At 67.6% G+C, this 25,280-nt stretch carries 24 protein-coding genes and 1 pseudogene; 23 read left to right on the top strand and 2 right to left on the bottom strand.

The window, feature by feature from the left end; translation table 11 throughout:
• The 4 genes from ACTIMF_RS10985 to aroB all read left to right on the top strand — a co-directional run bounded on the left by ACTIMF_RS10985 (position 1) and on the right by aroB (position 3,338).
• A complete protein-coding gene (locus ACTIMF_RS10985) occupies positions 1-447 on the top strand; it encodes an A24 family peptidase (protein ID WP_442350323.1) in 447 nt (148 codons plus the stop codon).
• Between the two features lie 67 nt (positions 448-514).
• Positions 515-1,693: a chorismate synthase gene (gene aroC, locus ACTIMF_RS10980; protein WP_442350322.1), complete on the top strand. Its 1,179-nt coding sequence runs from the start codon at positions 515-517 to the stop codon at positions 1,691-1,693.
• A 56-nt stretch (positions 1,694-1,749) separates the two neighbouring features.
• Positions 1,750-2,229 (top strand): shikimate kinase, encoded by a 480-nt coding sequence (locus tag ACTIMF_RS10975; protein ID WP_442350321.1) that lies wholly within the window; start codon positions 1,750-1,752, stop codon positions 2,227-2,229.
• Positions 2,226-3,338 (top strand): 3-dehydroquinate synthase, encoded by a 1,113-nt coding sequence (gene aroB / locus ACTIMF_RS10970; protein WP_442350320.1) that lies wholly within the window; start codon positions 2,226-2,228, stop codon positions 3,336-3,338. The genes ACTIMF_RS10975 and aroB overlap by 4 nt, the downstream gene beginning before the upstream one ends.
• 55 nt (positions 3,339-3,393) lie before the next feature.
• On the opposite strand, the gene ACTIMF_RS10965 is transcribed toward aroB, so the two are convergent.
• A complete protein-coding gene (locus ACTIMF_RS10965; protein ID WP_442350319.1) occupies positions 3,394-3,873 on the bottom strand; it encodes a B-4DMT family transporter in 480 nt (159 codons plus the stop codon).
• A 49-nt stretch (positions 3,874-3,922) separates the two neighbouring features.
• Between ACTIMF_RS10965 and ACTIMF_RS10960 the strand changes: the two genes are divergently transcribed.
• From ACTIMF_RS10960 to pyrF, 10 genes are all read left to right on the top strand, one after another.
• Positions 3,923-5,026 carry an aminopeptidase P family protein gene (locus tag ACTIMF_RS10960; protein WP_442350318.1) on the top strand — a complete coding sequence of 368 codons (1,104 nt, stop codon included), beginning with the start codon at positions 3,923-3,925 and terminating at the stop codon, positions 5,024-5,026.
• 60 nt (positions 5,027-5,086) lie between these two features.
• Complete coding sequence (gene efp / locus ACTIMF_RS10955) at positions 5,087-5,650, top strand: elongation factor P (RefSeq protein WP_442350317.1); 564 nt, start codon at positions 5,087-5,089, stop codon at positions 5,648-5,650.
• A gap of 43 nt (positions 5,651-5,693) precedes the next feature.
• Positions 5,694-6,143 (top strand): transcription antitermination factor NusB, encoded by a 450-nt coding sequence (gene nusB, locus ACTIMF_RS10950; protein ID WP_442350316.1) that lies wholly within the window; start codon positions 5,694-5,696, stop codon positions 6,141-6,143.
• Positions 6,144-6,283: 140 nt separating this feature from the next.
• Positions 6,284-6,829, top strand: coding sequence for a bifunctional pyr operon transcriptional regulator/uracil phosphoribosyltransferase PyrR (gene pyrR / locus ACTIMF_RS10945; protein ID WP_442350315.1), 546 nt, complete (start codon positions 6,284-6,286; stop codon positions 6,827-6,829).
• Complete coding sequence (locus ACTIMF_RS10940; RefSeq protein ID WP_442350314.1) at positions 6,826-7,857, top strand: aspartate carbamoyltransferase catalytic subunit; 1,032 nt, start codon at positions 6,826-6,828, stop codon at positions 7,855-7,857. The genes pyrR and ACTIMF_RS10940 overlap by 4 nt, the downstream gene beginning before the upstream one ends.
• Positions 7,857-9,164: a dihydroorotase gene (locus ACTIMF_RS10935; protein WP_442350313.1), complete on the top strand. Its 1,308-nt coding sequence runs from the start codon at positions 7,857-7,859 to the stop codon at positions 9,162-9,164. Before ACTIMF_RS10940 ends, ACTIMF_RS10935 begins: the two co-directional genes overlap by 1 nt.
• Complete coding sequence (locus tag ACTIMF_RS10930; RefSeq protein ID WP_442350312.1) at positions 9,161-9,745, top strand: PH-like domain-containing protein; 585 nt, start codon at positions 9,161-9,163, stop codon at positions 9,743-9,745. The genes ACTIMF_RS10935 and ACTIMF_RS10930 overlap by 4 nt, the downstream gene beginning before the upstream one ends.
• Complete coding sequence (carA, locus tag ACTIMF_RS10925) at positions 9,746-10,939, top strand: glutamine-hydrolyzing carbamoyl-phosphate synthase small subunit (RefSeq protein WP_442350311.1); 1,194 nt, start codon at positions 9,746-9,748, stop codon at positions 10,937-10,939.
• Entirely contained in the window at positions 10,939-14,274 is a 3,336-nt protein-coding gene (gene carB / locus ACTIMF_RS10920; RefSeq protein WP_442350310.1) for a carbamoyl-phosphate synthase large subunit, read from the top strand. The genes carA and carB overlap by 1 nt, the downstream gene beginning before the upstream one ends.
• Positions 14,271-15,089 (top strand): orotidine-5'-phosphate decarboxylase, encoded by an 819-nt coding sequence (pyrF, locus tag ACTIMF_RS10915; RefSeq protein ID WP_442350309.1) that lies wholly within the window; start codon positions 14,271-14,273, stop codon positions 15,087-15,089. Before carB ends, pyrF begins: the two co-directional genes overlap by 4 nt.
• A gap of 26 nt (positions 15,090-15,115) precedes the next feature.
• Here pyrF and ACTIMF_RS10910 read toward each other — a convergent pair whose 3' ends face one another.
• Positions 15,116-16,180 carry an alpha/beta fold hydrolase gene (locus ACTIMF_RS10910; protein WP_442350308.1) on the bottom strand — a complete coding sequence of 355 codons (1,065 nt, stop codon included), beginning with the start codon at positions 16,178-16,180 and terminating at the stop codon, positions 15,116-15,118.
• A 222-nt stretch (positions 16,181-16,402) separates the two neighbouring features.
• On the opposite strand from ACTIMF_RS10910, the gene mihF reads away from it, so the two are divergent.
• The 9 genes and pseudogenes from mihF to ACTIMF_RS10865 all read left to right on the top strand — a co-directional run.
• Positions 16,403-16,717: an integration host factor, actinobacterial type gene (gene mihF / locus ACTIMF_RS10905; protein WP_132993466.1), complete on the top strand. Its 315-nt coding sequence runs from the start codon at positions 16,403-16,405 to the stop codon at positions 16,715-16,717.
• A 2-nt stretch (positions 16,718-16,719) separates the two neighbouring features.
• Entirely contained in the window at positions 16,720-17,340 is a 621-nt protein-coding gene (gmk, locus tag ACTIMF_RS10900; protein ID WP_442350307.1) for a guanylate kinase, read from the top strand.
• Entirely contained in the window at positions 17,341-17,637 is a 297-nt protein-coding gene (gene rpoZ / locus ACTIMF_RS10895) for a DNA-directed RNA polymerase subunit omega (RefSeq protein WP_442350306.1), read from the top strand.
• Positions 17,638-17,645: 8 nt separating this feature from the next.
• Complete coding sequence (coaBC, locus tag ACTIMF_RS10890) at positions 17,646-18,875, top strand: bifunctional phosphopantothenoylcysteine decarboxylase/phosphopantothenate--cysteine ligase CoaBC (protein ID WP_442350305.1); 1,230 nt, start codon at positions 17,646-17,648, stop codon at positions 18,873-18,875.
• Positions 18,876-18,952: 77 nt separating this feature from the next.
• Positions 18,953-20,167, top strand: coding sequence for a methionine adenosyltransferase (gene metK / locus ACTIMF_RS10885; RefSeq protein WP_442350304.1), 1,215 nt, complete (start codon positions 18,953-18,955; stop codon positions 20,165-20,167).
• A 124-nt stretch (positions 20,168-20,291) separates the two neighbouring features.
• Entirely contained in the window at positions 20,292-22,271 is a 1,980-nt protein-coding gene (locus ACTIMF_RS10880; protein WP_442350339.1) for a primosomal protein N', read from the top strand.
• A 2-nt stretch (positions 22,272-22,273) separates the two neighbouring features.
• A complete protein-coding gene (gene fmt, locus ACTIMF_RS10875) occupies positions 22,274-23,215 on the top strand; it encodes a methionyl-tRNA formyltransferase (RefSeq protein ID WP_442350303.1) in 942 nt (313 codons plus the stop codon).
• Positions 23,212-24,654, top strand: coding sequence for an RsmB/NOP family class I SAM-dependent RNA methyltransferase (locus ACTIMF_RS10870; RefSeq protein WP_442350302.1), 1,443 nt, complete (start codon positions 23,212-23,214; stop codon positions 24,652-24,654). Before fmt ends, ACTIMF_RS10870 begins: the two co-directional genes overlap by 4 nt.
• Positions 24,655-24,733: 79 nt before the next feature.
• A pseudogene (locus ACTIMF_RS10865) lies at positions 24,734-25,280 on the top strand (ribulose-phosphate 3-epimerase); the annotation flags it as partial.

The following is a 25,280-nucleotide window of genomic DNA, read 5'->3' as shown; positions in this document are numbered from 1 at the left end:
GTGGATAACGCAGTTGGCAGGAGCACCGTCGTCGACGATGCTCAGTCCATGGTCTTCGTCGCGCTCTTCCTCGCCGCGGTGGCGGTGGCGTGTGCGGTGACCGATGCGCGGACCGGGCGGATCCCCAACGCGCTCACGCTTCCGGCTATCGGCCTCGTCGTCTCGGCGGGCTTCGTGGAGCCGACAGTCCTGGTCGCGGGGCTCGTATGTGCGAGCGTGTACATGTGCGCGTTCGCATTCCGGGCGTGCGGCGGAGGCGACGTGAAGCTTGCGCTGATTGTCGGGGGAGCGGTCGGGGCCCCGATCGCGGCGTTGCTGGCGGTGGCCTTCGCTGCGGTGCTCTCCTTGGTGGCGAGTGCGCTCGCCCGACGACGTGTCACCGCACACGGTCCCGCGTTGGTCGCAGCCGCAGCCATTCTCGGGGCGGTGGCGCTCGCGGTGCGATGAGCAGAGCGCAGACGTCGAATTCGGTGCCTGAGGAGGACTCTGGAAGAATCGACCTGTGCTGCGTTGGATGACTGCCGGAGAATCACACGGACCGGCCCTGGTTGCCCTGGTCGAGGGAATGGTCGCGGGTGTGGAGATCACCACCGCCGACATCGCCGAACAGTTGGCGCGACGCCGACTCGGCTATGGTCGCGGCGCGCGAATGAAGTTCGAGGCCGACGAGGTCACCGTGATCGGCGGAGTGCGTCACGGTCGGACGCTCGGCGGACCGATCGCCGTCGAGATCGGCAACACTGAATGGCCAAAGTGGGAGAAGGTCATGGCGGCCGACCCCGTCGACGACGACGAACTCGCAGGCAGCGCGCGCAATGCCGCGTTGACGCGCCCGCGCCCGGGCCATGCCGACTACTCGGGAATGCTCAAGTACGGTTTCGACGACGCCCGTCCGATCCTCGAACGTGCCAGTGCACGTGAGACCGCGGCGCGGGTGACGGCCGGAACCGTCGCACGCAACTTCCTCAAGCAGGTCCTCGGTATCGAGATCGTGTCGCACATCATCTCCATCGGCGACAGCGAGCCGTACTCGGGCCCGCCGCCGCGACCGGAAGACCTTGAGGCGATCGACGCGAGCCCGGTGCGCGCGTTCGGCATCGACGCCCAGGCGTCGATGATCGAGGAGATCGAGGCAGCTAAGCGCGACGGTGACACGCTCGGCGGAGTGGTCGAGGTGGTCGCCACCCGTGTTCCGGTGGGCCTCGGTTCGCATGTGAGCGGCGAGACCCGGTTGGACGCTCGGCTCGCGGCCGCGCTGATGGGCATCCAGGCGATCAAGGGTGTCGAGGTCGGGGACGGTTTCGAGACCGCACGACGCCGCGGCAGTCAGGCCCACGACGAGATGGTTCCCGGCGCCGACGGCGTCCTACGGTCGACCAACCGGGCAGGCGGCCTCGAAGGCGGCATGACCAACGGCGAGGACCTGCGCGTCCGCATCGCGATGAAACCGATCTCGACAGTGCCGCGGGCCCTCGCCACCGTCGACATGACCACCGGCGAACCGGCGAGCGCGATCCACCAGCGCAGCGATGTGTGTGCAGTGCCCGCCGCAGGAGTCGTCGCCGAAGCGATGGTCGCGCTCGTCGTCGCGCAGGCGGCGTTGGAGAAGTTCGGCGGAGACTCGGCGACCGAGACCCAGACGAACCTTCGTGCGTACCTGGACGCCGTGCACTCGCGTCCGCCGCGACCATGAACGATCGGCCGGCCAGCCACGTCGGGGACAGACCCATCGTCGTATTGGCCGGTTTCATGGGATCTGGGAAGTCGACGGTCGGCCGTGCGCTCGCCGGTCGGCTGGCGGTCGATTTCGTCGACACCGACGCCGAGATCTCCAGGCGCGCGGGACGCGGCATTCAAGAGATCTTCGCCGCCGTCGGGGAGAGCGGATTCCGTGAGGTCGAAGCCGAGATCGTCGGCGACGTCCTCGCGTCGGCACGCGGTGTCGTCGCCCTCGGTGGCGGATCGGCGACCGTACCGGCGATTCGTGACGCGCTGGCCGGTCACCATGTCGTCTACCTCGAGATCGGCGCCGACGACGGCTTCGCGCGGGTGCGCGGGTCCGATCGACCGTTGCTCGTCGACGACGACCCGGCCGGCCGCTACCGGGACATCCTCGCCTCGCGCACCGAGCACTATCGGGCGGTCGCCACCCACGTCGTCGACGCCGCCGAACCGGTGTCGTCGGTCGTGGCAGCCATCATCAGCCGACTTGATCAGGAGAACTCATGACCGAACCGGTCACCGTCGCCGTCCGTGCGGCGTCGCCCTACGACGTCACCATCGGCCGAGGGCTGCTCGACGACGTCGCGACCGCCGCGGCGGGCGCCGACCGCGTCACGATCATCTACCAACCGACACTGGCCGCCACCGCGGAGCAGATCCGTGAATACCTCGCCGAGCGCGGATTCGACGCGCACCGCGTCGAGATACCCGACGCCGAGGCAGGCAAGGATCTGTCGGTCGCCTCGTTCTGCTGGGAGGTGTTCGGTCGGATCGGGATGATGCGCAACGACAAGGTGATCAGCCTCGGCGGCGGCGCGGCCACCGACCTCGCGGGTTTCGCGGCCGCGACGTGGATGCGTGGAATCGGCGTCATCCACGTCCCGACGACTCTCCTGGCGATGGTCGACGCCGCGGTCGGCGGCAAGACCGGGATCAACACGGACGCCGGCAAGAATCTGGTCGGATCCTTCCACGAACCGGATGCGGTCCTCATCGACCTCGCGACCCTGGAGACGGTGCCGCACAACGAGGTCGTGTCCGGGTTCGCCGAGGTGGTCAAGACCGGCTTCATCGCCGATCCGGTGATCCTCGACCTGATCGAGGCAGATCCTAAGGCAGCTCTGGACCCGAAGGGCGAGGTCCTACCCGAGCTGATCCGGCGTTCGGTTCAGGTCAAGGCCGATGTCGTGTCCGCGGACCTCAAGGAGTCGTCGCTGCGCGAGATCCTCAACTACGGACACACTCTCGGACACGCGATCGAGCGCCGCGAGCAGTACAAGTGGCGACACGGTGCCGCGGTCGCGGTCGGCATGGTCTTCGCCGCGGAGCTCGCACGCCTGGCCGGGCGCCTCGACGACGAGACGGCGGACCGGCACCGCACGATCCTCGAACTCGTCGGTCTTCCCACGTCGTACGACGCCGACGCGCTCAGTGCGTTGCTCAAGACGATGGCTGGGGACAAGAAGAACCGCTCGGGCATGCTGCGTTTCGTCATCCTCGACGGATTGGCCAAGCCGGGACGTCTGGAGGCGCCGGACCCGTCGTTGATCGCGGCGGCGTATTCGGCGGTGTCGGGCGAGAAGCCGTCTGGCGGCTCGGGCGCCATCCTGCTCTGACGCACATCGCCCGCCTACGCTTCGCGTAGGCGGGCGACGAGCAGGACTTAAGGACTCAGGCTGCGACGGGGATCTGCTCGGTCTGCTCCTGTGCACGATTCTCGGCCTTGCGCTGTTCGCGGCGGATGATCAGGCGGCCGACGGAGACACCGAAGAAGGCGGGCACGAAGACGATCAGGGTGATGAATGAGGTGCCTGCGATGATCTCCACCGGGAACGACGCCTGACCGATGCCGTTGAACCACCCGGCCGTGCCGACGATCCAACACACCAGGCACGAGACGAAGCCGGCGAGCAGGCCTGCCTTGAGCCAGCGGACGGTGAGATCGGCGTAGTCGTCGGGGTCGGCGTTGGCGCGGGCGTCGCGGATCCCGTCGATCCCGCCCCAGATGATGGCGATGAGGACGACGGCGGCGATCGCGATGGACGTGGACAGCGTCTTCGACAACGGCGCAGCGATCACGACGGCACCGAGAATCAAGCGTGCCGCGATCTGCACAATGGACATCACGACGCCACGAATAAGCCAAGTCATGTAGGACACAGTAGCCGGATGGAACATGTTCAACAATGGAGACATACCGATGAGTAGTACGAACGCCGCGCGGCGCGCCGCCCTGGCTGCGTCGCAGTCGGTCGGCGAGGTCGACGCGATCGTCGTCGCCGACCTGAACAATCTGCGTTACCTGACGGGTTTCACCGGCAGCAATGGAGCGGTCCTGGTGTGGACGGGCCCGTCGCGAGACGGCGACCGCATCAGCACCGACGGCCGGTACCTCACGCAGGTCGCCGAACAGAGCCACGACCTGACAGCGGTGATCGCACGCGACTGCTCGAGCGAACTGCTTCGCACGATCGCCGAGCGGTGTCCCGGTGCACGCGTGGCGATCGAAGGCCACGTCGTGACCGTCGCCGCGTACGCCCGGCTCACCGAACTCGCCGCGGAGCTCGGTCTGCACGTGGCCTCGGTCGAGGATGCGGTCGAGAAACTGCGCATCGCCAAGGACGCCGACGAAGTGGAGTTGATCACGTCGGCGTGTGCCATCGGGGACGCCGCACTCGCGGCCCTCGTCGAGCGCGGTGCGATCGCCGCGGGCCGCACCGAACGGCAAGTCGCCCGCGATCTGGAATGGGCGATGTACGAATACGGAGCCGACGCTGTAGCCTTCGAGACCATCGTCGCCGCGGGCGCGTGGTCGGCCGTTCCGCATCATCGGCCCACGGACACCGTCCTCGAGGTCGGCGACCTGGTCAAGATCGATTTCGGGGCAGTGGCGGGCGGCTACCACTCGGATATGACGCGCACCTTCGTTCTGGGGGAGGTGGAGAGCTGGCAGCGCGAGATCTACGACGTCGTGGCCGCAGCGCAGCGAGCCGGACGCGACGCGCTGGCGGTCGGAGCCGACCTGGCCTCGATCGACGCCGCGGCGCGCACAGTGATCGCCGATGCCGGATACGGCGAGTATTACGTGCACGGTCTCGGGCACGGCGTCGGCCTCGAGATCCACGAAGCGCCGGGAATCGGAGCCGCTGCGAGCGGTACACTGCCTGACGGCGCAACGGTCACCGTCGAACCCGGGATCTACCTCCCGGGACGCGGCGGCGTGCGGATCGAGGACACCCTGGTGGTCACCGACACCGGGGCGACGTCGCTGACGACGACGTCCCGGAGCCTGACCGCCCTATAAGCATCGCCTGCAGGCACAGTCCGGCAGACATGGAGACGAACAACCGCGAGGAGAACATTCATGGCGACGACCGCCGATTTCAAGAACGGGCTCGTTCTGAAGATGGACAACCAGCTGTGGCAGATCATGGAGTTCCAGCATGTGAAGCCGGGCAAGGGGCCGGCTTTCGTGCGCACCAAGATCAAGAACGTCACGTCCGGCAAGAACGTCGACAAGACCTTCAACGCGGGTGTCAAGGTCGAGACCGCGACCGTCGACCGTCGTGACATGACCTTCCTCTACAAGGACGGCGCCGACTTCGTCTTCATGGACGGCGAGACGTTCGAGCAGATCAACATCGCGCCCGAGGTCGTCGGCGACGGCGCCCGTTTCCTCTTGGAGAACATGAGCGTCCAGGTCTCCACCCACGAGGAGGAGCCGCTTTCGGTCGAACTGCCGGTCACCGTCGAGCTTCTCGTGACCCACACCGATCCGGGCCTGCAGGGCGACCGGTCGACCGGCGGCACCAAGCCCGCCACGTTGGAGACCGGGGCCGAGATCAGCGTTCCGCTGTTCATCAACACCGGGGACAAGCTGAAGATCGACTCGCGCGACGGCAACTACCTCGGCCGCGTCAACAGCTGACCAGTCGTCCCACATCGAGAACCAGTAGTAACGAGAAGCACCAGTGAGTGAAGCTAAGGGCCGCCACCGCATGCGCGGGCGCGCCGTCGACATCCTGTTCGAGGCCGAGGCCAAAGAAGTCCCGGCGACCCAACTCGTCCAGGAGCGACGCGAATGGTTCGGTGAGCACGACGCTGTCGGCGAGATGAGTGGTTACACGGTCACCCTCGTCGAGGGTGTGTCGGCGGACGCCGCCCAGATCGACGCAGTCATCTCCTCGCACCTGGAGAACTGGAAGCTCCACCGCCTGCCGGCAGTGGATCGCGCCATTCTGCGGCTGTCGGTATGGGAGCTGCTGTACGCGAACGACGTCGACATCAACGTCGTCATCGACGAGGCCGTCAAGCTCGCCAAGGAGTTGTCGACCGACGAATCGCCCGCGTTCGTCAACGGCGTCCTCGGGCGCGTAGCCGAACTCGCCCCTCAAGTCCGCGCCGCCGCCTCGGCGGAGTAGACTCTCGCATCAAGCGCAAATCCTTTAACGGACCGTCCTGTGAGGCGGAGAAGGAGGTCGGCTTGGTTCCGCCGGTCGATGATGCCCATCACTCGAGTACGCCCGACTCGAGCACCCCGACCTCGGAAGGTCGGGGTGCCGTGCCGGGCGCACCCCGTGTACTGCTCGACGCGTCAGACGTCGGCCGCACGGTGGCGAGAATGGCACATCAAGTCATCGAGAAGACCGCTCTGGACGAACCCGGTTCCCGCCGTGTCCTGTTGATCGGCATCCCCACCCGAGGCACATCTCTGGCGCTCCGTCTGTCAGCGAAGGTCGCCGAGTTCACCGGTGTCGACGTGTCGACCGGCTATCTCGACATCACGTTGTATCGCGACGATCTACGAGACAAACCGCACCGCCCCCTCGAACGCACGCTGGTCCCCGAGGGCGGCGTTGACGGCGCACTCGTGATCCTCGTCGACGACGTCCTGTTCTCCGGGCGCACCGTCCGCGCGGCGCTCGACGCACTCCGCGACCTCGGTCGTCCGGCAGCGGTCCAACTCGCGGTCCTCGTCGACCGCGGTCACCGCGAACTGCCGCTGCGCGCCGACTACGTCGGCAAGAACATTCCGACCGCACGCGGCGAGGACGTTCAGGTCCACCTCCACGAGCACGACGGCCTCGACGAGGTGGTGCTCCGATGAAGCACCTGCTCTCCGCGGCAGACCTTTCGCACGACGAGGCCATCGACATCCTCGACGAGGCTCAGCGGTTCGAGCAGGCGCTCGCCGGTCGCGAGGTGCGCAAGCTTCCGACGCTGCGTGGCCGAACCGTGATGACCGTGTTCTACGAGAACTCGACGCGCACCCGCGTCTCCTTCGAAGTCGCTGCCAAATGGATGAGCGCGGACGCGATCAACGTGAGCGCGTCGACGTCGTCGGTCAACAAGGGGGAGTCGCTGCGGGACACCGCGAAGACGCTGCGGGCGCTCGGCGCCGACGCACTCGTCGTCCGGCATCCGGCGTCGGGGGCCGCCGCGCAGATCGCGCGCTGGACGAACGACGGCTCCGACGTGCTCAGCATCCCGGGATCGAGCGGGCCGTCGATTATCAATGCGGGCGACGGTATGCACGAGCATCCGACGCAGGCACTCCTGGACGCCTACACGATCCGGCAACGGCTCGGCGGTATCGGGGGCCGCCGCGTGGTCATCGTCGGCGACGTCCTGCATTCGCGGGTCGCGCGGTCGAACGCTCTGCTCCTGTCGACGCTTGGCGCCGAGGTGGTCCTCGTCGCGCCACCGACTCTCCTGCCGACGGGCGTCGACACGTGGCCGGTGCGTGTCGCCACCGATCTGGACGCGGAACTGCCTGCCGCGGACGCCGTCATGATGCTGCGAGTGCAGGCCGAACGGATGAACGGCGGGTATTTCCCGAGCAGTCGGGAGTACTCGGTCCGCTACGGACTCTCCGACGCCCGGACCGCGATGCTTCGCGACGACGTCGTGCTGCTCCACCCCGGCCCGATGCTGCGCGGCATGGAGATCGGCTTCGACGTCGCCGACGCACCGCAGGCGACGGTCCTCGAACAGGTCCGCAACGGTGTCCACGTCCGCATGGCCGTCCTCTTCCGCCTCATCGCGGGCGCCGAGGAGTCCACGACCGTGCCAGCCACCCACGTCGAGGGTCGTCCGGTCGAATCCCAGACGCCCGATCTCCGAGGAGAGAAGTAGTGACCGTTACCGGTTCGGCCCTGATCACCAACGTCCGGCCCTACGGTGACGGCGACCCGGTCGACATCGCAGTCGTCGACGGCGTCATCACCGAGATCGGTGCGGGACTCGAGGCTCCCGAGGGAGCTGAGACCGTCGACGGCGGGGGAGGCGTGCTACTGCCCGGATTCGTCGACCTGCACACACACCTGCGCGAACCCGGCCGGGAAGACACGGAGACCGTCGCATCGGGCTCGACGGCGGCGGCTCGTGGTGGTTACACGGCAGTGTTCGCGATGGCCAACACCGCGCCCGTCGCCGACAACTCGACCGTCACCGATCTCGTGTGGCGGCTCGGCCAGGAGGTCGGCCTCGTCGACATCCATCCCGTCGGAGCGGTTACCGTCGGCCTCGCGGGCGAACAACTCGCCGAGATGGGGATGATGGCTCAGGGCGCGGGCCGAGTCCGACTGTTCAGCGACGACGGCAAGTGCGTGCACGATCCGGTCCTGATGAAGCGGGCCCTCGAGTATTCGACGGGGCTCGGTGTCCTGATCTCACAGCACTCGGAGGATCCGCGACTGACCGTCGGAGCCGTCGCTCACGACGGACCCACTGCGGCACGCCTCGGTCTCGCCGGATGGCCGCGGGCCGCCGAAGAGTCGATCGTCGCCCGCGACGCGCTTCTCGCCCGCGACGCCGGGGCACGGGTGCACGTCGCGCACGCGTCCACCGCGGGCACCGTCGAACTCCTCAAGTGGGCACGCGCGCAGGGCATCGAGATCACCGCCGAGGTGACGCCGCATCACCTGCTGCTCGACGACTCCCGGCTGGAGACCTACGACGGCGTCAACCGGGTTAACCCGCCCCTTCGCGAGGCTGACGACGTCGCAGCGCTCCGGCAGGCGCTCGCCGACGGCATTCTCGACTGCGTCGCCACCGATCACGCGCCGCATTCGTCGCAGGAGAAGTGCTGCGAGTTCTCGCAGGCCCGCCCGGGCATGCTCGGACTCGAGACCGCGCTGTCGATCGTCGTGGAGACGATGGTGCGGACGGGCCTGCTCGACTGGCGCGGGGTGTCACGGGTGATGAGCGAACGTCCCGCTGCCATCGTCGGGCTCGACGACCAGGGGAGGCCGATCGCCGTCGGCGAGCCAGCCAACCTCACGATCGTCGACCCGGAGGCGCAATGGACGGTGCGCGGCGACGCGATGGCGAGCAAGTCGCGGAACACCCCTTACGAGGAGATGACATTGCCGGGAGTCGTGCAGGCGACGGTCCTGCGCGGGCGGGTCACGGCGCAGCGGACGGGCGGTGAGTGGCAGTGAGTAACTGGACGTACTACCTGGTCATCGTCGTCATCGCGCTCGCGATCTGGTTGCTGCTGGTCTCCCTCATCGTGCGTGGCTGGCGTAACCGCGGGCGCCGTCAGGCCGACGCGGTCGGCGAGTTCCCCGCGACGCCCGACGACCTCGGCGCACCTGTCCGCGGTCCGCACACCGGTCTCTACGTCGGCAGCACCCTGGCTCCGAGTTGGCAGAACCGGATCGCAGTCGGCGACAAGGGCGATAGGGCGTCGGCCGAGCTCACCGAGTATCCCAACGGCCTGTTGATCACGCGCCACGGTGCGTCGGAGATCTGGATCCCCCGCGAATCGCTGATCGCCGTCCGCACTGAGAACGGGCTCGCAGGCAAGGTGATGAGCCGCGACGGTGTGCTGGTGATCAGGTGGACGCTGCCGACCGGTGTCGAGATCGATTCGGGCCTGCGCGGCGATGACAAGACGACGTACCCGGAGTGGGTCGAGGCCTACGCGGAATTGAACGAACGGGCTTTCGCGGCCGCGGAGGAACACGACCTCCAGAACGCGGAGAACGAGTCCGGCACCGCAACGAAGAAGGAAGACTAGATGAGCAAGGCAGTACTGGTGCTGGAGAACGGCCAGGTCTTCACCGGGTTGGCGTACGGCGCCACCGGTCAGACCCTAGGCGAGGCGGTGTTCTGCACCGCGATGACCGGGTACCAGGAGACGCTCACCGACCCGAGCTATCACCGGCAGATCGTCGTCGCCACAGCGCCGCAGATCGGAAACACCGGTTGGAACACCGAAGACAGCGAGAGCCTCCTCGGCAAGCGTTCGGCCGTCACCTGGTCGGCCGACTTCATCGACCACGACGACCCGGGAAAGATCTGGGTCGCGGGCTACGCCGTGCGCAACCCCACCCGTCGGGTGTCCAACTGGCGCGCAGGCTCCACGCTCGATGGGGAACTCGCCGACCAGGACATCGTCTCGATCGCAGGCATCGACACCCGAGCGCTCGTCCGAGTGCTCCGCGACAACGGGTCGATGCGTGCGGGTGTGTTCTCGGGTGACGCGCTGGCCTCGACCGAGGACATGCTCGAGGCCGTGCGCGCGCAGCCGTCGATGGCCGGAGCCGACCTCGCCGCAGAGGTCAGCACCGCCGAGCCGTATGTCGTGGAAGCCGCAGGCGGACAAGCCAAACTCAAAGTCGCAGCGCTGGACATGGGCATCAAGGCCAACACGCCGCGCATGCTCGCAGCGCGCGGTGTGGAAGTCCACGTCCTCCCGTCGTCCGCGACGTTCGCCGACATCAAGGCCTTGAACCCGGACGGCTTCTTCCTGTCGAACGGCCCGGGCGACCCCGCGACAGCCGATGCCGCAGTCGCGCTGACCAGCGAGATCGTCGACTCGGGCCTCCCGACGTTTGGCATCTGCTTCGGCAACCAGATCCTCGGGCGGGCGTTCGGACGCGATACCTACAAGCTCAAGTTCGGGCACCGCGGAATCAACATCCCGGTCCTGGACACCGTCAGCGGGCGGATCGCCATCACCTCCCAGAACCACGGTTTCGCGCTCGAGGGCGAGGCGGGCGAAGAGTTTGACACCCCGCTTGGCCGGGCTCGGGTCTCGCACGTCTGCGCCAACGACGGAGTCGTGGAGGGCGTCGAACTGGTCTCCGGCACGGCCTTCTCCGTCCAGTACCACCCCGAGGCCGCGTCCGGACCGCACGATGCCGCCAACCTCTTCGACAAGTTCGTCCATGTCATGGAGAACGCCGCCCAGGAAGGGAACCTCTCGTAATGCCCCGTCGTACTGACATCTCTCACGTCCTGGTGATCGGGTCCGGCCCGATCGTCATCGGCCAGGCCTGCGAGTTCGACTACTCGGGCACCCAGGCTTGCCGCGTCCTCCAGTCCGAGGGCCTGCGCGTCTCGCTCGTCAACTCGAACCCGGCGACGATCATGACCGACCCGGAGTTCGCCGACGCCACCTACGTTGAGCCGATCAGCCCCGAGTACCTCGAGAAGGTGATCCAGACCGAGGCGGCCGGCGGACACCCGATCGACGCCGTGCTCGCGACCCTCGGCGGTCAGACCGCGCTCAACGCGGCCGTCGGCCTGCACGATGAAGGCATCCTCGCCAAGTACGACATCGAGTTGATCGGCGCAGACTTCGATGCGATCCAGCGCGGCGAGGACCGCCAGATGTTCAAGGACATCGTCGCGAAGGTCGGTGGCGAGAGCGCGCGGTCGGCGGTCTGCTACACGATGGACGAGGTCCGCAAGACCGTCGGTGAGCTCGGCTTCCCGGTGGTCGTGCGCCCGTCGTTCACGATGGGCGGACTCGGCTCCGGCATGGCGTACGACGACGCCGACCTCGACCGCATCGCGGGAGGCGGACTCGCCGCATCGCCGACGGCCAACGTGCTCATCGAGGAGTCGATCCTCGGGTGGAAGGAGTACGAGCTGGAGTTGATGCGCGACAACAAGGACAACGTCGTCGTCATCTGTTCCATCGAGAACGTCGACCCGGTCGGTGTCCACACCGGCGACTCGGTGACCGTCGCTCCGGCGATGACCCTGACCGACCGCGAATACCAGATCATGCGCGACCTCTCGATCGCCATCCTCCGCGAAGTCGGCGTCGACACGGGCGGCTGCAATATCCAGTTCGCGCAGGACCCGAAGGACGGACGCCTCGTCGTCATCGAGATGAATCCGCGCGTGTCCCGTTCCTCGGCCCTCGCGTCCAAGGCGACCGGGTACCCGATCGCGAAGATGGCAGCCAAGCTCGCCATCGGCTATTCGCTCGACGAGATCACCAACGACATCACCAAGGTGACGCCCGCAGCGTTCGAGCCGACCCTGGACTACGTCGTCGTCAAGGCTCCGCGGTTCGCGTTCGAGAAGTTCCCGGGCGCCGACGACACTCTCACCACCACTATGAAGTCGGTGGGCGAGGCGATGAGCCTCGGTCGAAGCTTCGCGGAGGCGTTCGGTAAGGTGATGCGCTCGATGGAGACCAAGGCTGCGGGATTCTGGACCGAGGCCGACCGCCCCGACCCCGCGACGCTCGACGTCGAGGCGCTCCTGGCCGACATCGCGGTCCCGCGCGATGGGCGCATGCACAAGCTGATGCTGGCCCTCGAGGCGGGCGTGTCGATCGAGCGCCTGTACGAGGTGACGGCGATCGACCCGTGGTTCCTCGCCGAGATCGACGGGATCCGCGAGGTCGGTCACCGTGTTCGTGAGGCCGACGTTCTCGACGAGGAACTGTTGCGTATCGCTAAGTCGTCGGGGTTGTCGGACCGTCAGATCGCGGCGCTCCGCAGCGATCTCGCCGACGAGGACGAGGCGCGCGAGCTCCGAATCGGGCTCGGTGTGCGACCGGTGTACAAGACCGTCGACACCTGCGCGGCGGAGTTCGAGGCCAAGACGCCGTACCACTACAGCGCCTACGAGATCGATCCGGCGGCGACGAGCGAGGTCGCCGCCCAGACCGAACGTCCCAAGGTCCTGATCCTGGGCTCCGGGCCGAACCGTATCGGTCAGGGCATCGAGTTCGACTACTCATGTGTGCATGCGGCGATGACGTTGAGCGAGGCCGGGTACGAGACGGTCATGGTCAACTGCAACCCGGAGACCGTGTCCACCGACTACGACACCGCGGACCGACTGTACTTCGAGCCGTTGACGTTCGAAGACGTGATGGAGGTGTACCACTCCGAGAGCGAGTCCGGCACCGTCGCAGGCGTGATCGTTCAGCTCGGCGGCCAGACGCCGCTGGGTCTGGCGGCGCGCCTGGAAGCCGCGGGAGTCTCGATCGTCGGAACCAGCCCGGCGGCGATCGACCTCGCCGAGGACCGCGGCGAGTTCGGTCGCGTCCTCACCGAGGCGAACCTCCCGGCGCCGAAGTTCGGCACGGCCACCACGTTCGACTGCGCCCGCGAGATCGCGGCGAGCATCGGATACCCGGTGTTGGTCCGCCCGTCGTACGTCCTCGGTGGTCGCGGCATGGAGATCGTCTACGACGAGCAAGCGCTCGCCGACTACATCTCGCGCGCCACCGAGATCTCCCATGACCGACCCGTGCTCGTCGACCGTTTCCTGGAAGGCGCCGTCGAGATCGACGTCGACGCGCTGTACGACGGCAGTGAGATCTTCATCGGCGGTATCATGGAGCACATCGAGGAGGCTGGCATCCACTCCGGCGACTCGGCCTGCGCGCTGCCGCCGATCACCTTGACTGCCGCCGTGATCGAACGCGTCCGCTCGTCGACCGAGGCCCTGGCGAAGGGCATCGGCGTTCGTGGCCTGCTGAACGTCCAGTACGCGCTCGCCGACGACACGCTCTACGTCCTCGAAGCGAATCCGCGTGCGAGCCGCACCGTGCCGTTCGTGTCGAAGGCGACGGCTGTGCAACTCGCGAAGGCCTGTGCCCGCGTGATGATGGGTCGTACGATCGCCGAACTACGAGGTGAGGGCATCCTTCCCGAGTCGGGCGACGGGTCGTCGACCCCGGCTTACGCTCCGGTTGCGGTGAAGGAGGCAGTCCTGCCGTTCAACCGGTTCCGCCGTGCCGACGGAACGGGCGTCGACTCCCTGCTGAGCCCGGAGATGAAGTCGACCGGCGAGGTCATGGGCCTCGACACCGACTTCGGTCGGGCATTCGCGAAGTCGCAGGACGGTGCGGGCGGTGCGTTGCCGACGTCGGGGACAGTGTTCGTGTCGGTGGCTGACCGGGACAAGGCGTCGATCTCCTTCCCGATCAAGCGACTTGCAGATCTGGGCTTCACGATCATGGCCACCGTCGGAACTGCGGACGTCCTGCGCCGCAACGGAATCGAGGCGACGACAGTCGCCAAGGGGGCCGAGTCGGCCGACGGTAAGCGGACTGTGATCGACGAGATCAAGGACGGGAACGTCGCCATGATCATCAACACGCCGTACGGCACATCCGGGCCGCGGGTGGACGGGTACGAGATCCGGGCGGCCGCGATCGGGGCGAGAGTCCCGTGCATCACGACGGTCTCCGGCGCAGGCGCCGCCGTCCAAGGCATCGAGGCGGCGATCGGCGCGACGATGGGTGTGGCATCGCTGCAACGCCGCCACGCCGAACTGCAGGGCCGACCGTGACCTTCGGTTCCCGATACGCAGAGGCACTCGCACAACGCGGCCGTCTCTGCGCAGGCATCGACCCGCACGCGGACCTCCTGCGTGAGTGGGGACTGCCCGTGTCGGTGGCGGGATTGCGGGAGTTCGCACAGGCCTGCGTCGCCGGGATCGCACCGGTGGCATCCGTCGTCAAGCCGCAGGTCGCGTTCTTCGAGCAGTTCGGGTCCGCGGGATTCGCTGTGTTGGAGGAGACGATCGCGGGTTGTCGCGACGCCGGCGCGATCGTGCTCGCCGATGCGAAGCGCGGCGACATCGGGTCCACGATGGCCGCCTATACGACCGCGTGGCTCGACGACGAGTCGCCCCTGTGCAGCGACGCCGTGACGGTCTCGCCCTATCTCGGCTTCGGCTCGCTCGCCCCCGCGATCGCGGCAGCGCGTGCGACCGACCGGGGAGTGTTCGTGCTGGCACGGACGTCGAACCCAGACGGTGCCGACGTACAGACAGCGACCACCGATGGCACGACCGTCGCACAGTCCATCGCCGACTCGGCTGCCGCCGTCAACGCCCAGAGCCCGGGGACGGTCGGTGTCGTCATCGGGGCAACCCGGGATCACGGGCTCGACCTCGGGGCCCTCGGCGGCCCGATCCTGTCACCCGGACTCGGGGCGCAGGGGGCGAGCGCCGCAGACCTCGCGAGGATCTTCGGGGACGCGGACCATTCGTGGCTCCTGCCCGCAGCCAGTCGCAGCATCCTCCGTGCCGGCCCAGACGTCGCCGCCCTCCGTTCGGCCGTCGAGTCGACACGAGACGACATCGAGCGCGCCCTCCGATAGCGCTTCTGGCGTCCCCGCGGCGCGGTTCAGGCGGCCGAGGACACCAGGTTCTCGCGGAAACGGGCGATCGCGGGCCAGGTGTACTCGTGCGCATCCGGACCCGTCAGCAAGCCGAGGTGGCTCGACTCGACCGTATGGAACTCCACGTGCGATGACGAGGTGAGAAGCTTCTCACCGTAGCGGGCGGCGGCATGGCTGACGATGGCGTCGCGGTGGGAGCCGACGAGGAACACCGGAGCGGACACCGCCCGCAGATCGACCGTCCGGCCGCCGAGATGCAATACGCCGTCGCCGAGTTCGTTGCGCACCACCAGGTTCAGCAGCATCTGTTCGCTCACCTTGCCCGCGTAGCCGGGCATCGCGTCCTGGAAGCGGTCGATCACCTGCATCCGGACCAGCGCATCGTGATCGTCGATGTTGTCCAGGATGTACTTGGGCTTGCGCAGTTCGCGCTGCCACGCCGTGGCTCGGTACGACAGCTGGACCAGGGGAGCGGGGATTCCGCCGAGCGCCCTCAACACGTAGTCCAGTGGCTTCCCGTCAGTCGGCGCGAGCACGGTGCGCGCGGCGTTGTACACCGGCATCTTCGAATAGTTCAGCGGGGTGCCGACGGTGATGATCGACCGAATCGGCAGGTCTCGACGGTAGGCCGCGGTCAGCAACGACAGCGTCCCACCCAGGCTCCATCCCAGTAGATCGACCGAGCCGGGGCCCGCCCCGAAATCGCCGACGGCGTCGGCGACAGCACGCGGAACGAAGCCGTCGAAGTAGTCCTCGAATCCGAGACGGCGAGCCGCGTCGCCGAAGTCGACGACGTACGGGACGGTGCCGGTGGACAACAGGAACTCGACGACCGAGTTCGCCGGATCGACTCCCGGCGCCAGGTCGTAACAGCTGGCGGGAACCGCTAACGGAGGAACCAGAAGCACCGGGACTCGGCCCGCTGCGCGTGCCGCGTCGACCTGCTCGCGGCTCCCGTACCTGCGAAGACGTCCGTGGGGTCGGTCGCTGACGATCACCGACTCGGTGGCGGACCGCGGTGCGTAGTCGTTCCGAAGGACGCGGGCGAGTGTACGCAGGTCGTTCAGCATGGACGCATACGGTACTACCTGACAGATTTCTGCGGCGCGCCCGGGGTGCAGGGTGCAAAGAGTCGGTCGCAGCGGGTACCGTTTGTGCTGGTCTCGGCGGCGAGCGTTACGATCGCCGAAGATCGTGGGGGCCAGGATTGATCCTCACGACGAAACCACCGGTCGATGTTGATAGCGTCGAGCGGACCAACTGAACCCGTAGAAACGAAAGACGGAGGAACCGTGGCTCTTCCCCAGTTGACTGATGAGCAGCGCGCTGCTGCGCTCGAGAAGGCGGCTGCAGCCCGCCGCGTGCGTGCCGAGCTCAAGGAACGCCTTAAGCGTGGTGGCACCGACCTGAAGCAGGTGCTGGCCGACGCTGAGAACGATGAGATTCTCGGCAAGATGAAGGTCTCTGCTCTGCTCGAAGCCCTGCCCAAGGTCGGCAAGGTCAAGGCGCAGGAGATCATGACGGAGCTGGAGATCGCCCCGACCCGCCGCCTGCGTGGTCTCGGTGACCGTCAGCGTAAGGCGCTGCTCGAGAAGTTCAGCTCCTGAGCGTGCCGGACACGAACACCGGATCGAGGGGCCGACTAGTCGTACTGGTCGGCCCCTCGGCCGTCGGGAAGTCCACCGTCGTTCGCCGACTCCGTGACGCGCTTCCCGCTCTGCACTTCAGCGTGTCTGCGACGACACGTGAGCCACGTCCCGGCGAAGTCGATGGACGCGACTACCACTTCGTCACCCGCGACTCGTTCGACGCGATGATCGATGCGGGCGAGATGCTCGAGTGGGCGGAGATTCACGGCGGACTCCAGCGGTCGGGAACTCCGGCCGCACCCGTCGAGCAGGCGATGGCGCAGGGCCGCCCCGTGCTCGTCGAAGTGGATCTGGTCGGCGCGCGCAATGTGCGTGCCCGCCTGAACGAGGCGATAACGGTGTTTCTGGCGCCGCCGAGTTGGGACGAACTCGTCTCGCGGCTGACGGGTAGAGGCACCGAGAGCGGCGACGTGATCGAACGTCGCCTGGAGACAGCGCGCGTCGAAATGGCGGCGCAAGACGAGTTCGCGCACGTCATCGTGAACGACGATGTCGACGAAACCGTCGAACAATTGCTAAACTTGCTGGTCGGGCCGCGGTCGGAAACGCGGTCGGCCGAACATACTGCGCAGGAGATGTGAGTGAGCACTCAGACAGAGATCGATCAGACCGTCGTCGACGGGCCGGTGTACGACACCCCGTTGGGGATCACGAACCCGCCGATCGACGAACTGCTTGAGCGCACTTCGTCGAAGTACGCACTGGTCATCTACGCCGCCAAGCGTGCGCGGCAGATCAACGACTACTACAACCAACTGGCCGAGGGCATCCTCGAATACGTCGGTCCGCTCGTCGAGCCCGGCGTCCAGGAGAAGGCCCTCTCGATCGCTATGCGCGAGATCCACTCCGATCTGCTCGAGCACACCGAAGGCGAGTAGGCCGCGCGGTGTCGCACGTCCTCATCGGGGTCGGCGGGGGGATTGCCGCCTACAAGGTGTGCAGTGTCATTCGTCACTTCACCGAGGCCGGTCATGATGTTCGAGTGGTCCCGACCCGGGCTGCGCTGAACTTCGTCGGAGCGGCCACGTTCGAAGCGCTGTCGGGGAACCCCGTCAGTACCGAGGTCTTCGACGACGTCGACGAGGTCGCACACGTCGCGCTCGGTCGTAAGGCGGACCTCGTGCTCGTCGCGCCCGCGACCGCTGACCTCATGGCGCGTGCGGTTGCCGGTCGCGCCGACGATCTGCTGACGGCTTCGTTGCTGACCGCGACGTGCCCGGTGCTGTTCGTACCCGCGATGCACACGGAGATGTGGCAGCACCCGGCGACCACTGCGAACGTCGCCACGCTGCGTGAGCGCGGCGTCACCGTGATGACGCCCGCCAGCGGCCGTCTGACGGGTGCCGACACCGGCGCGGGCCGGATGCCTGAGCCCACCGAGATCGGGTTGATCGGCGAACTGTTGCTCGACCGCGCGCAAGCGCTGCCGTACGACCTCGCCGGACGACGCGTCCTGGTGAGCGCAGGCGGAACCCGCGAACCTTTGGACCCGGTGAGGTATCTGGGCAATCACAGTTCAGGCAAGCAGGGGTATGCGTTGGCGCGCGCCGCGGCACAGCGTGGAGCACACGTCACCCTGGTGGCAGGCGCCACCAGCGATCCAGGCGATCCTGCGGGTGTCGAGATCGTCGACATCGACTCGGCGATGGAACTCGAGCACGAGATGTCTCGACGCGCGCGCGACGCCGACGTGGTGATCATGGCGGCGGCAGTCGCCGACTTTCGACCCGTCGACATCGCGGGATCGAAGATCAAGAAGAGCGCGGACGGCCCCGCACCGATCCACCTGGACACCAATCCGGACATTCTGGCGGGCCTCGTTCACTCCCGAGCCGAGGGCGATATCCCCCGCGAGACCGTCATCGTCGGTTTCGCCGCTGAGACCGGCGACGAACACGGCGGCGTACTCGACCACGGGCGCACCAAACTGCGCCGCAAAGGGTGCGATCTACTGGTGGTGAACGCGGTCGGTGACGGCAAGGCGTTCGGCACCGAAGACAACGGCGGATGGATCCTGACCGCCGGAGGCAACGAGACCGCACTCCCATTCGGATCCAAGACATTGATGGCGAGCAGAATCCTTGACGAAGTCGTCGCCGTCGTGCCTCATAGTTAGGCGAACAACACCGCTTGTTCTCCAGTTTTACGTCAGCAGGGGATGATCCCTGTGATTGAGCATCCCGAGAGGAACCGATGACCGCCTCAGCGTCCCGACTGTTCACCAGTGAATCTGTGACGGAAGGACACCCCGACAAGATTTGCGACGCGATCAGCGATGCAGTACTCGATGCGCTGCTCGCCGCCGACCCCAACTCGAAGGTCGCGGTCGAGACCATGGTCACCACCGGACAGGTGCACGTGGCGGGCGAAGTGAACACATTGGGGTACGTCGACATCCCGACGATCGTGCGCGAGAAGATCTTGGAGATCGGCTACGACTCGTCCACCAAGGGCTTCGACGGCGCATCGTGCGGAGTCAATGTCGCCATCGGGGCACAGTCTCCGGAGATCGCGCAGGGCCTCACCTCGTCGCACGAGAAGCGGACCGGCAGCAGCGACGACGACCTGGACAGTCAGGGCGCGGGCGATCAGGGCCTGATGTTCGGCTACGCGTCGGCGGAGACGCCCGAGCTGATGCCGCTGCCGATCGCGCTCGCACACCGCCTCTCGCGTCGCCTCACCGAGGTCCGCAAGAGCGGCATCCTGCCTTACCTGCGCCCGGACGGTAAGACTCAGGTGACGATCGAGTACGCAGGCGACACCCCCGTCCGGCTGGACACCGTCGTCGTGTCGACCCAGCACGCCGCCGACATCGACATCGACAACATGCTGGCCCCGGACATCCGCAAGCACGTGCTGCAAGCGGTCTTCGACGAACTCGAACTTCCGGTGGCACTCGACACCAGCAACCCGCGGCTGCTCGTCAACCCGACCGGTAGCTTCGTCCTCGGTGGACCGATGGGCGACGCAGGTCTGACCGGCCGCAAGATCATCGTCGACACCTACGGCGGCATGGCCCGTCACGGCGGCGGTGCGTTCTCCGGCAAAGACCCGTCGAAGGTCGACCGCAGCGCCGCATACGCGATGCGGTGGGTGGCCAAGAACGCCATTGCGGCCGGACTCGCCACACGCATCGAGGTCCAGGTCGCGTACGCGATCGGTAAAGCGGCTCCGGTCGGCCTGTTCGTCGAGACGTTCGGTACCGAGAGCGTCGACCCCGGCACCATTCAGAAGGCCATCTCGGAGGTCTTCGACCTTCGCCCCGGCGCCATCGTTCGAGACCTCGATCTGCTCCAGCCGATCTACGCGCCGACTGCGGCGTACGGCCACTTCGGTCGGACCGACATCGACCTGCCGTGGGAGCGGACCGACCATGTCGCCGAGCTGCGACAGGCTGCCGGGCTGTAGTCGGGGTCTGGACTCTGCTTGACTGGCGAAGAGGCTCGGCCGGCGTAAGGGCGGAGTCGAGATCGTTCGTGCCGACGACGAGGACCGCACCACCGTGAGCGACACCAGTGACCGCAACCGGCGCATGCCGGCGGCGGAGCGCCCCGTCGCGCGAGTGATCCCCATGCTGACCGTGGCGCATCTGGATCGACCGTTCGATTACCTCGTCGACGAGAAGACCGACGCGGACGCCCAACCGGGCGTCCGCGTCCGTGTTCGGTTCGCGGGACGATTGGTCGACGGTTACCTGCTCGAACGCCTCGAGGCCAGCGACCACGGGGGACGCCTATCGTGGCTCGATCGCGTCGTCTCACCCGAACGAGTGCTGACCGATGAACTTCTAGAAGCCTGTCGCGCTGTGGCGCAGCGATACGCGGGCACGCTGCCCGACGTGCTTCGACTCGCGATTCCGCCTCGGCACGCGCGAGTGGAGAAGGAAGTCGTCAGCGCCGGGCCGGCGGCGCCCCTCGATCCGCCGGAGGTGAGCGGCTGGTCCCGCTACACCGCCGGAGAGTCGTTCGTTCAGGCAGCCGTGGACGGTCGGCATCCTCGCGCGGTGTGGCAGGTCCTCCCCGGCGACGACTGGGCGCAGCGCATCGCCGAACTGGTGGCATCGGTGGCGGTCTCGGGTCGCGGTGCGATCGTCGTCGTCCCGAATCAACGCGACCTTGACCGGCTGGCCGCGGCGTGCGAGCCGATACTCGGCGAGCGGTGTGTGACGCTGGCCGCCGGCCTCGGTCCCGCCGCCCGTTACCGACGATGGTTGGCGGCCCTGCGGGGACGGGCCTCGGTGGTGATCGGCACCCGCAGTGCGGTGTTCGCGCCGGTGGCCGACTTGGCACTGACGGTGGTCTTCGACGACGGGGACTCGAGTCTGCACGAGCCGAGATCGCCCTATCCGCATCCGCGTGAAGTGGCTGTGCTGCGTACGCACGCGGCGGGTGCGGCGATGCTGATCGGCGGGTACGCGCGTACCGCGGAGGCGCAGGCTCTCGTCGAGTCCGGGTGGGCGCACGATTTGGTTGCTCCTCGCGAGGTGGTCCGTGCCGCGGCCCCGCGAATCGAGGGCATCGCAGAGGACGACCGCCGTCTCGGCGGTGATCCGCTCGCCAGGACCGCGCGGATTCCGACGACGGCGTTCGACGCCGCGCGCTCGGCGCTCGCCGCGGAGAGCGCGGTGCTGTTCAGCGTGCCGAGACGCGGCTACCTGCTGTCCGTCGCGTGCGCGCGTTGTCGAACGCACGCCCGCTGTCGGCAGTGTCGGGGGCCGTTGTCGATGAACGACCGCGGCGATCTGTCGTGCCGATGGTGCGGTCGCCCGGAGCTCCGCTTCGTGTGCCCCGCGTGTGGAGCTCGAACGGTGCGCGCATTGATGGTCGGCGACAAACGCACGGCGGAGGAGCTCGGTCGGGCGTTCCCCGGCGTCCCGATCGTGACCTCGGGCGGCGCGAAGATCGTCGACGACATCCCGGAGGGGGCGCGCGTCGTCGTCGCGACCCCGGGCGCCGCGCCTCGCGCGCCCGGCGGATACGGCGCCGCTATCCTGCTGGACACCTGGGCACAGCTCGACCGCGAAGACCTTCGCGCAGGCGAGGACGCGATGCGGATGTGGATGGATGTCGCATCGCTGGTCCGCTGCAAGGCGGGCGGCGGCCGCGTCGTGGTCGTCGCCGATGCGGCGGGCCCGACGGTGCAGTCGTTGATCTCGTGGAACCCGATCGGTTTCGCAGCCGCAGACCTCGCCCAACGCCACGAGCTCGGCTTCCCGCCTGCCGTGACGATGGCCTCGATCGACGGACCGGGGCCGGCGATCATCTCCTTCGTCGAGATGCTCGACCTGTCGCCGGACGTCGAGAGGCTCGGTCCGGTTCCGCTGCCCGGTGGAGTGCGCAGACCGGCGGGTACGGAGGCCGACGGCGACGTCGAAAGGCTCCTGCTGAGAGCGCCGAGAAGCGGCGGGTGGCATCTGGCGGAGGCGCTGCGCGCGGGGCAGCGGGTCCGCCACGCCCGGCACGAGGACACCGCAGGCATCCGTGTTCAGGTCGATCCGCCTACGATTGGTTGATTATGAGACTCGTCTTCGCGGGCACGCCCGACGTCGCGGTACCGACGCTGAAAGAACTGATCGATACTCCCGATCACGACGTCGTCGGGGTCATCACCCGTCCCGACACGACGGCGGGCCGAGGTCGACGAGCCGTGCGCTCGGCAGTCGGCGCAGTCGCGGACGAAGCAGGCATCGAGGTCCTCACTCCGCGTCGCATGTCCGACCCCGACGTCGCGGAGGTCCTGGCCCGGTGGTCGCCGGACCTTGGCGTCGTCGTCGCCTACGGCGGGCTGATCGGGCAGGACGTGCTCGAACTGCCGGCACACGGTTGGGTCAACCTGCACTTCTCGATCCTGCCCGCGTGGCGTGGCGCGGCGCCGGTTCAGGCGTCGATCGCGGCCGGGGACGAGATCACCGGTGCGAGCGTCTTCGCACTCGAAGCAGGTCTGGACACCGGCCCCGTGTACGGCACGCTGACCGAACAGATCCGGCCGACCGATACGGCAGGCGATCTCCTGGCCCGACTCTCGGAGTCGGGTTCGGGCCTGATGAAAGCCGTCGTCGACGGTATCGCGGTCGGAGAGCTCGCGGCTGTGCCTCAAGACGCCGCAGGCGTCTCGCACGCCGCGAAGATCACCGTCGACGACGCACGTGTCCGGTGGGATCTGCCTTCGCACCTCGTCGAACGGGCGATTCGTGCGCACACTCCGGCGCCTGGCGCGTGGACGATGATCGGCGACGTCCGGCTCAAGCTCGGACCCGTCACCCCCGCCGACACCGACCCGGGACTTCCCGGCCCGCTCGATGTCGGACAGATCGGGGCGACGAAGAAGGCGGTGTTCGTCGGGACCGCGTCCGGCGCGGTACGTCTGGGCACAGTGCAGGCTCCGGGCAAGAAGGCGATGAACGCGCCCGACTGGGCCCGCGGCACACGACTCGACGAGAACGGACGGCTCGCATGACACAGGACGGACGCGGCCGGGGCCCGCAGCGCGGATCGCCGGGGCGAGGCGTTGCCGCTTCCAGCTCTCGAGATCTGAAGACTCGCGACAAGCCGACGGACCCGGCACGCACGGTCGCACTCGACGTCCTCCGCGCGGTGCGACGCGACGATGCGTACGCGAACCTGCTGCTACCGCGTCTGCTGCGCGAGCGGAGCCTGGATCGCCGCGACAAGGCCCGCGCCACGGAGTTGACGTACGGCACCGCCCGGACGACGGGCGTCCGCGACACGATCATCGCCTACGCCGCCGGGCGGTCGATCTCGGAGATCGACGGCGACCTGCTCGACGTATTGCGCCTCGGCTCGTACCAACTGCTCCGGACGCGGATCGGCTCGCATGCCGCCGTGTCGACGTCTGTCGACCTCGTCCGTGCCTCGCATGGGATGGGACAGGCCGGCTTCGTGAACGCGGTGCTGCGCAAAGTCTCCCAGCGCGACGAACAGTTGTGGATCGACACCGTCGCGCCATCGATGGCCGACGACATGGTCGGTCACCTCGCGTTCACGTATGCGCACCCGCGATGGATCGCAGAGGTCTTCGTGAAGTCTCTCGGCTCGATCGGCGAACTGCAGGCCGCCCTTGCCGCCGACGACGAGCGCCCGATCGTCCATCTGGTAGCGCGGCCCGGACAGATCACCGCCGAGGAGTTGGCTCTGGTCAGCGGCGGGGAGGAAGGGCGCCTGTCCCCGTACTGCGTGTACTTGCCCGAAGGTGACCCAGGATCGTTGGACGCCGTGCGCGATGGTTTCGCGGGCGTGCAGGACGAGGGTAGCCAACTCGTCGCGCTGGCACTCGTTCGATCCGATGTCGGCGAGGACGGCGGCCGGTGGCTCGACCTGTGTGCGGGGCCGGGCGGCAAGGCGGCGCTGCTCGGCTCGCTGGCCGATCTCGACGGCGCGCACCTGGACGCAGTGGAGGTGTCCGAACACCGCGCCCGCCTGATCGAGAACATCGTCGACGGGCTGCCGGTGACCGTGCGCGTCGCCGATGGCCGTGACAGCGGACTAGAGCCCGGATACGACCGGATCCTCGTCGACGCCCCGTGCTCCGGGCTCGGGTCGCTCCGGCGTCGACCGGAGGCGCGCTGGCGCAGGCAGCCCGAGGACGTCCCGCAACTCGTGGAATTGCAGACGCAACTGCTGACCGAGGCGCTGCGCCTCGTCCGGCCCGGTGGCGTCGTCCTCTATTCCACCTGTTCACCGCACCCGGCGGAGACGACCGGTGTCGTTGACGCGGTACTCGACACCCTCGACGGTGTGGAGCAGGTGGATGCGCGCCCGTTGGTCGCAGGCGACATGGCAGAGGCCGAGAGCCTCGGTGCGGGCCCGCACGTCCAGCTGTGGCCGCACCGACAGGACACGGACGCGATGTTCGTGGCCGCGTTACGCAAGGCATAGTGCTCGGCTTCGAGTCATGTCCTCCGCGTGCCGACGCGTAGTTCCCGCGTGCCGTCATCGTTCTCGTAGACTTCTCCGCATGTGCAACCCCGCCCGCCCGGCACCGATGATCGCCCCGTCCATCCTGTCCGCTGACTTCGCCAACCTCGCGTCTGAAGTCGCGGCGGTCGGCCCGTCCGACGTCGACCCCGGTGTCGACTGGGTGCACGTGGACGTGATGGACAATCACTTCGTCCCGAACCTGACGCTCGGAATGCCCGTCGTCGAGAGCCTCCTCAAAGCGACCGACATTCCGCTCGACTGCCATCTCATGATCGAGGACCCGGGCCGCTGGGCGCCGCCGTACGCAGAAGCAGGCGCCTACAACGTCACCTTCCACGCGGAGGCCACCGACGACCCGGTGAGTGTCGCCCGCGACATCCGAGCTGCAGGCGGAAAGGCGGGTCTCGCGATCAAGCCGGGGACGGCGCTGGAACCCTACCTCGAGATCCTCGGCGACTTCGACACGTTTCTGGTGATGAGCGTGGAGCCGGGATTCGGCGGACAGAAGTTCATGCCCGAGGTGCTCGACAAGGTCCGCACCATCCGCTCGGTGATCGACCGAGACGGCCTTCGGCTGCTCGTCG

Source organism: Gordonia sp. (in: high G+C Gram-positive bacteria) (assembly GCF_052106715.1).
Taxonomy (GTDB): Bacteria; Actinomycetota; Actinomycetes; order Mycobacteriales; family Mycobacteriaceae; genus Gordonia.
This window is presented reverse-complemented; position numbering and strand designations above follow the sequence as displayed.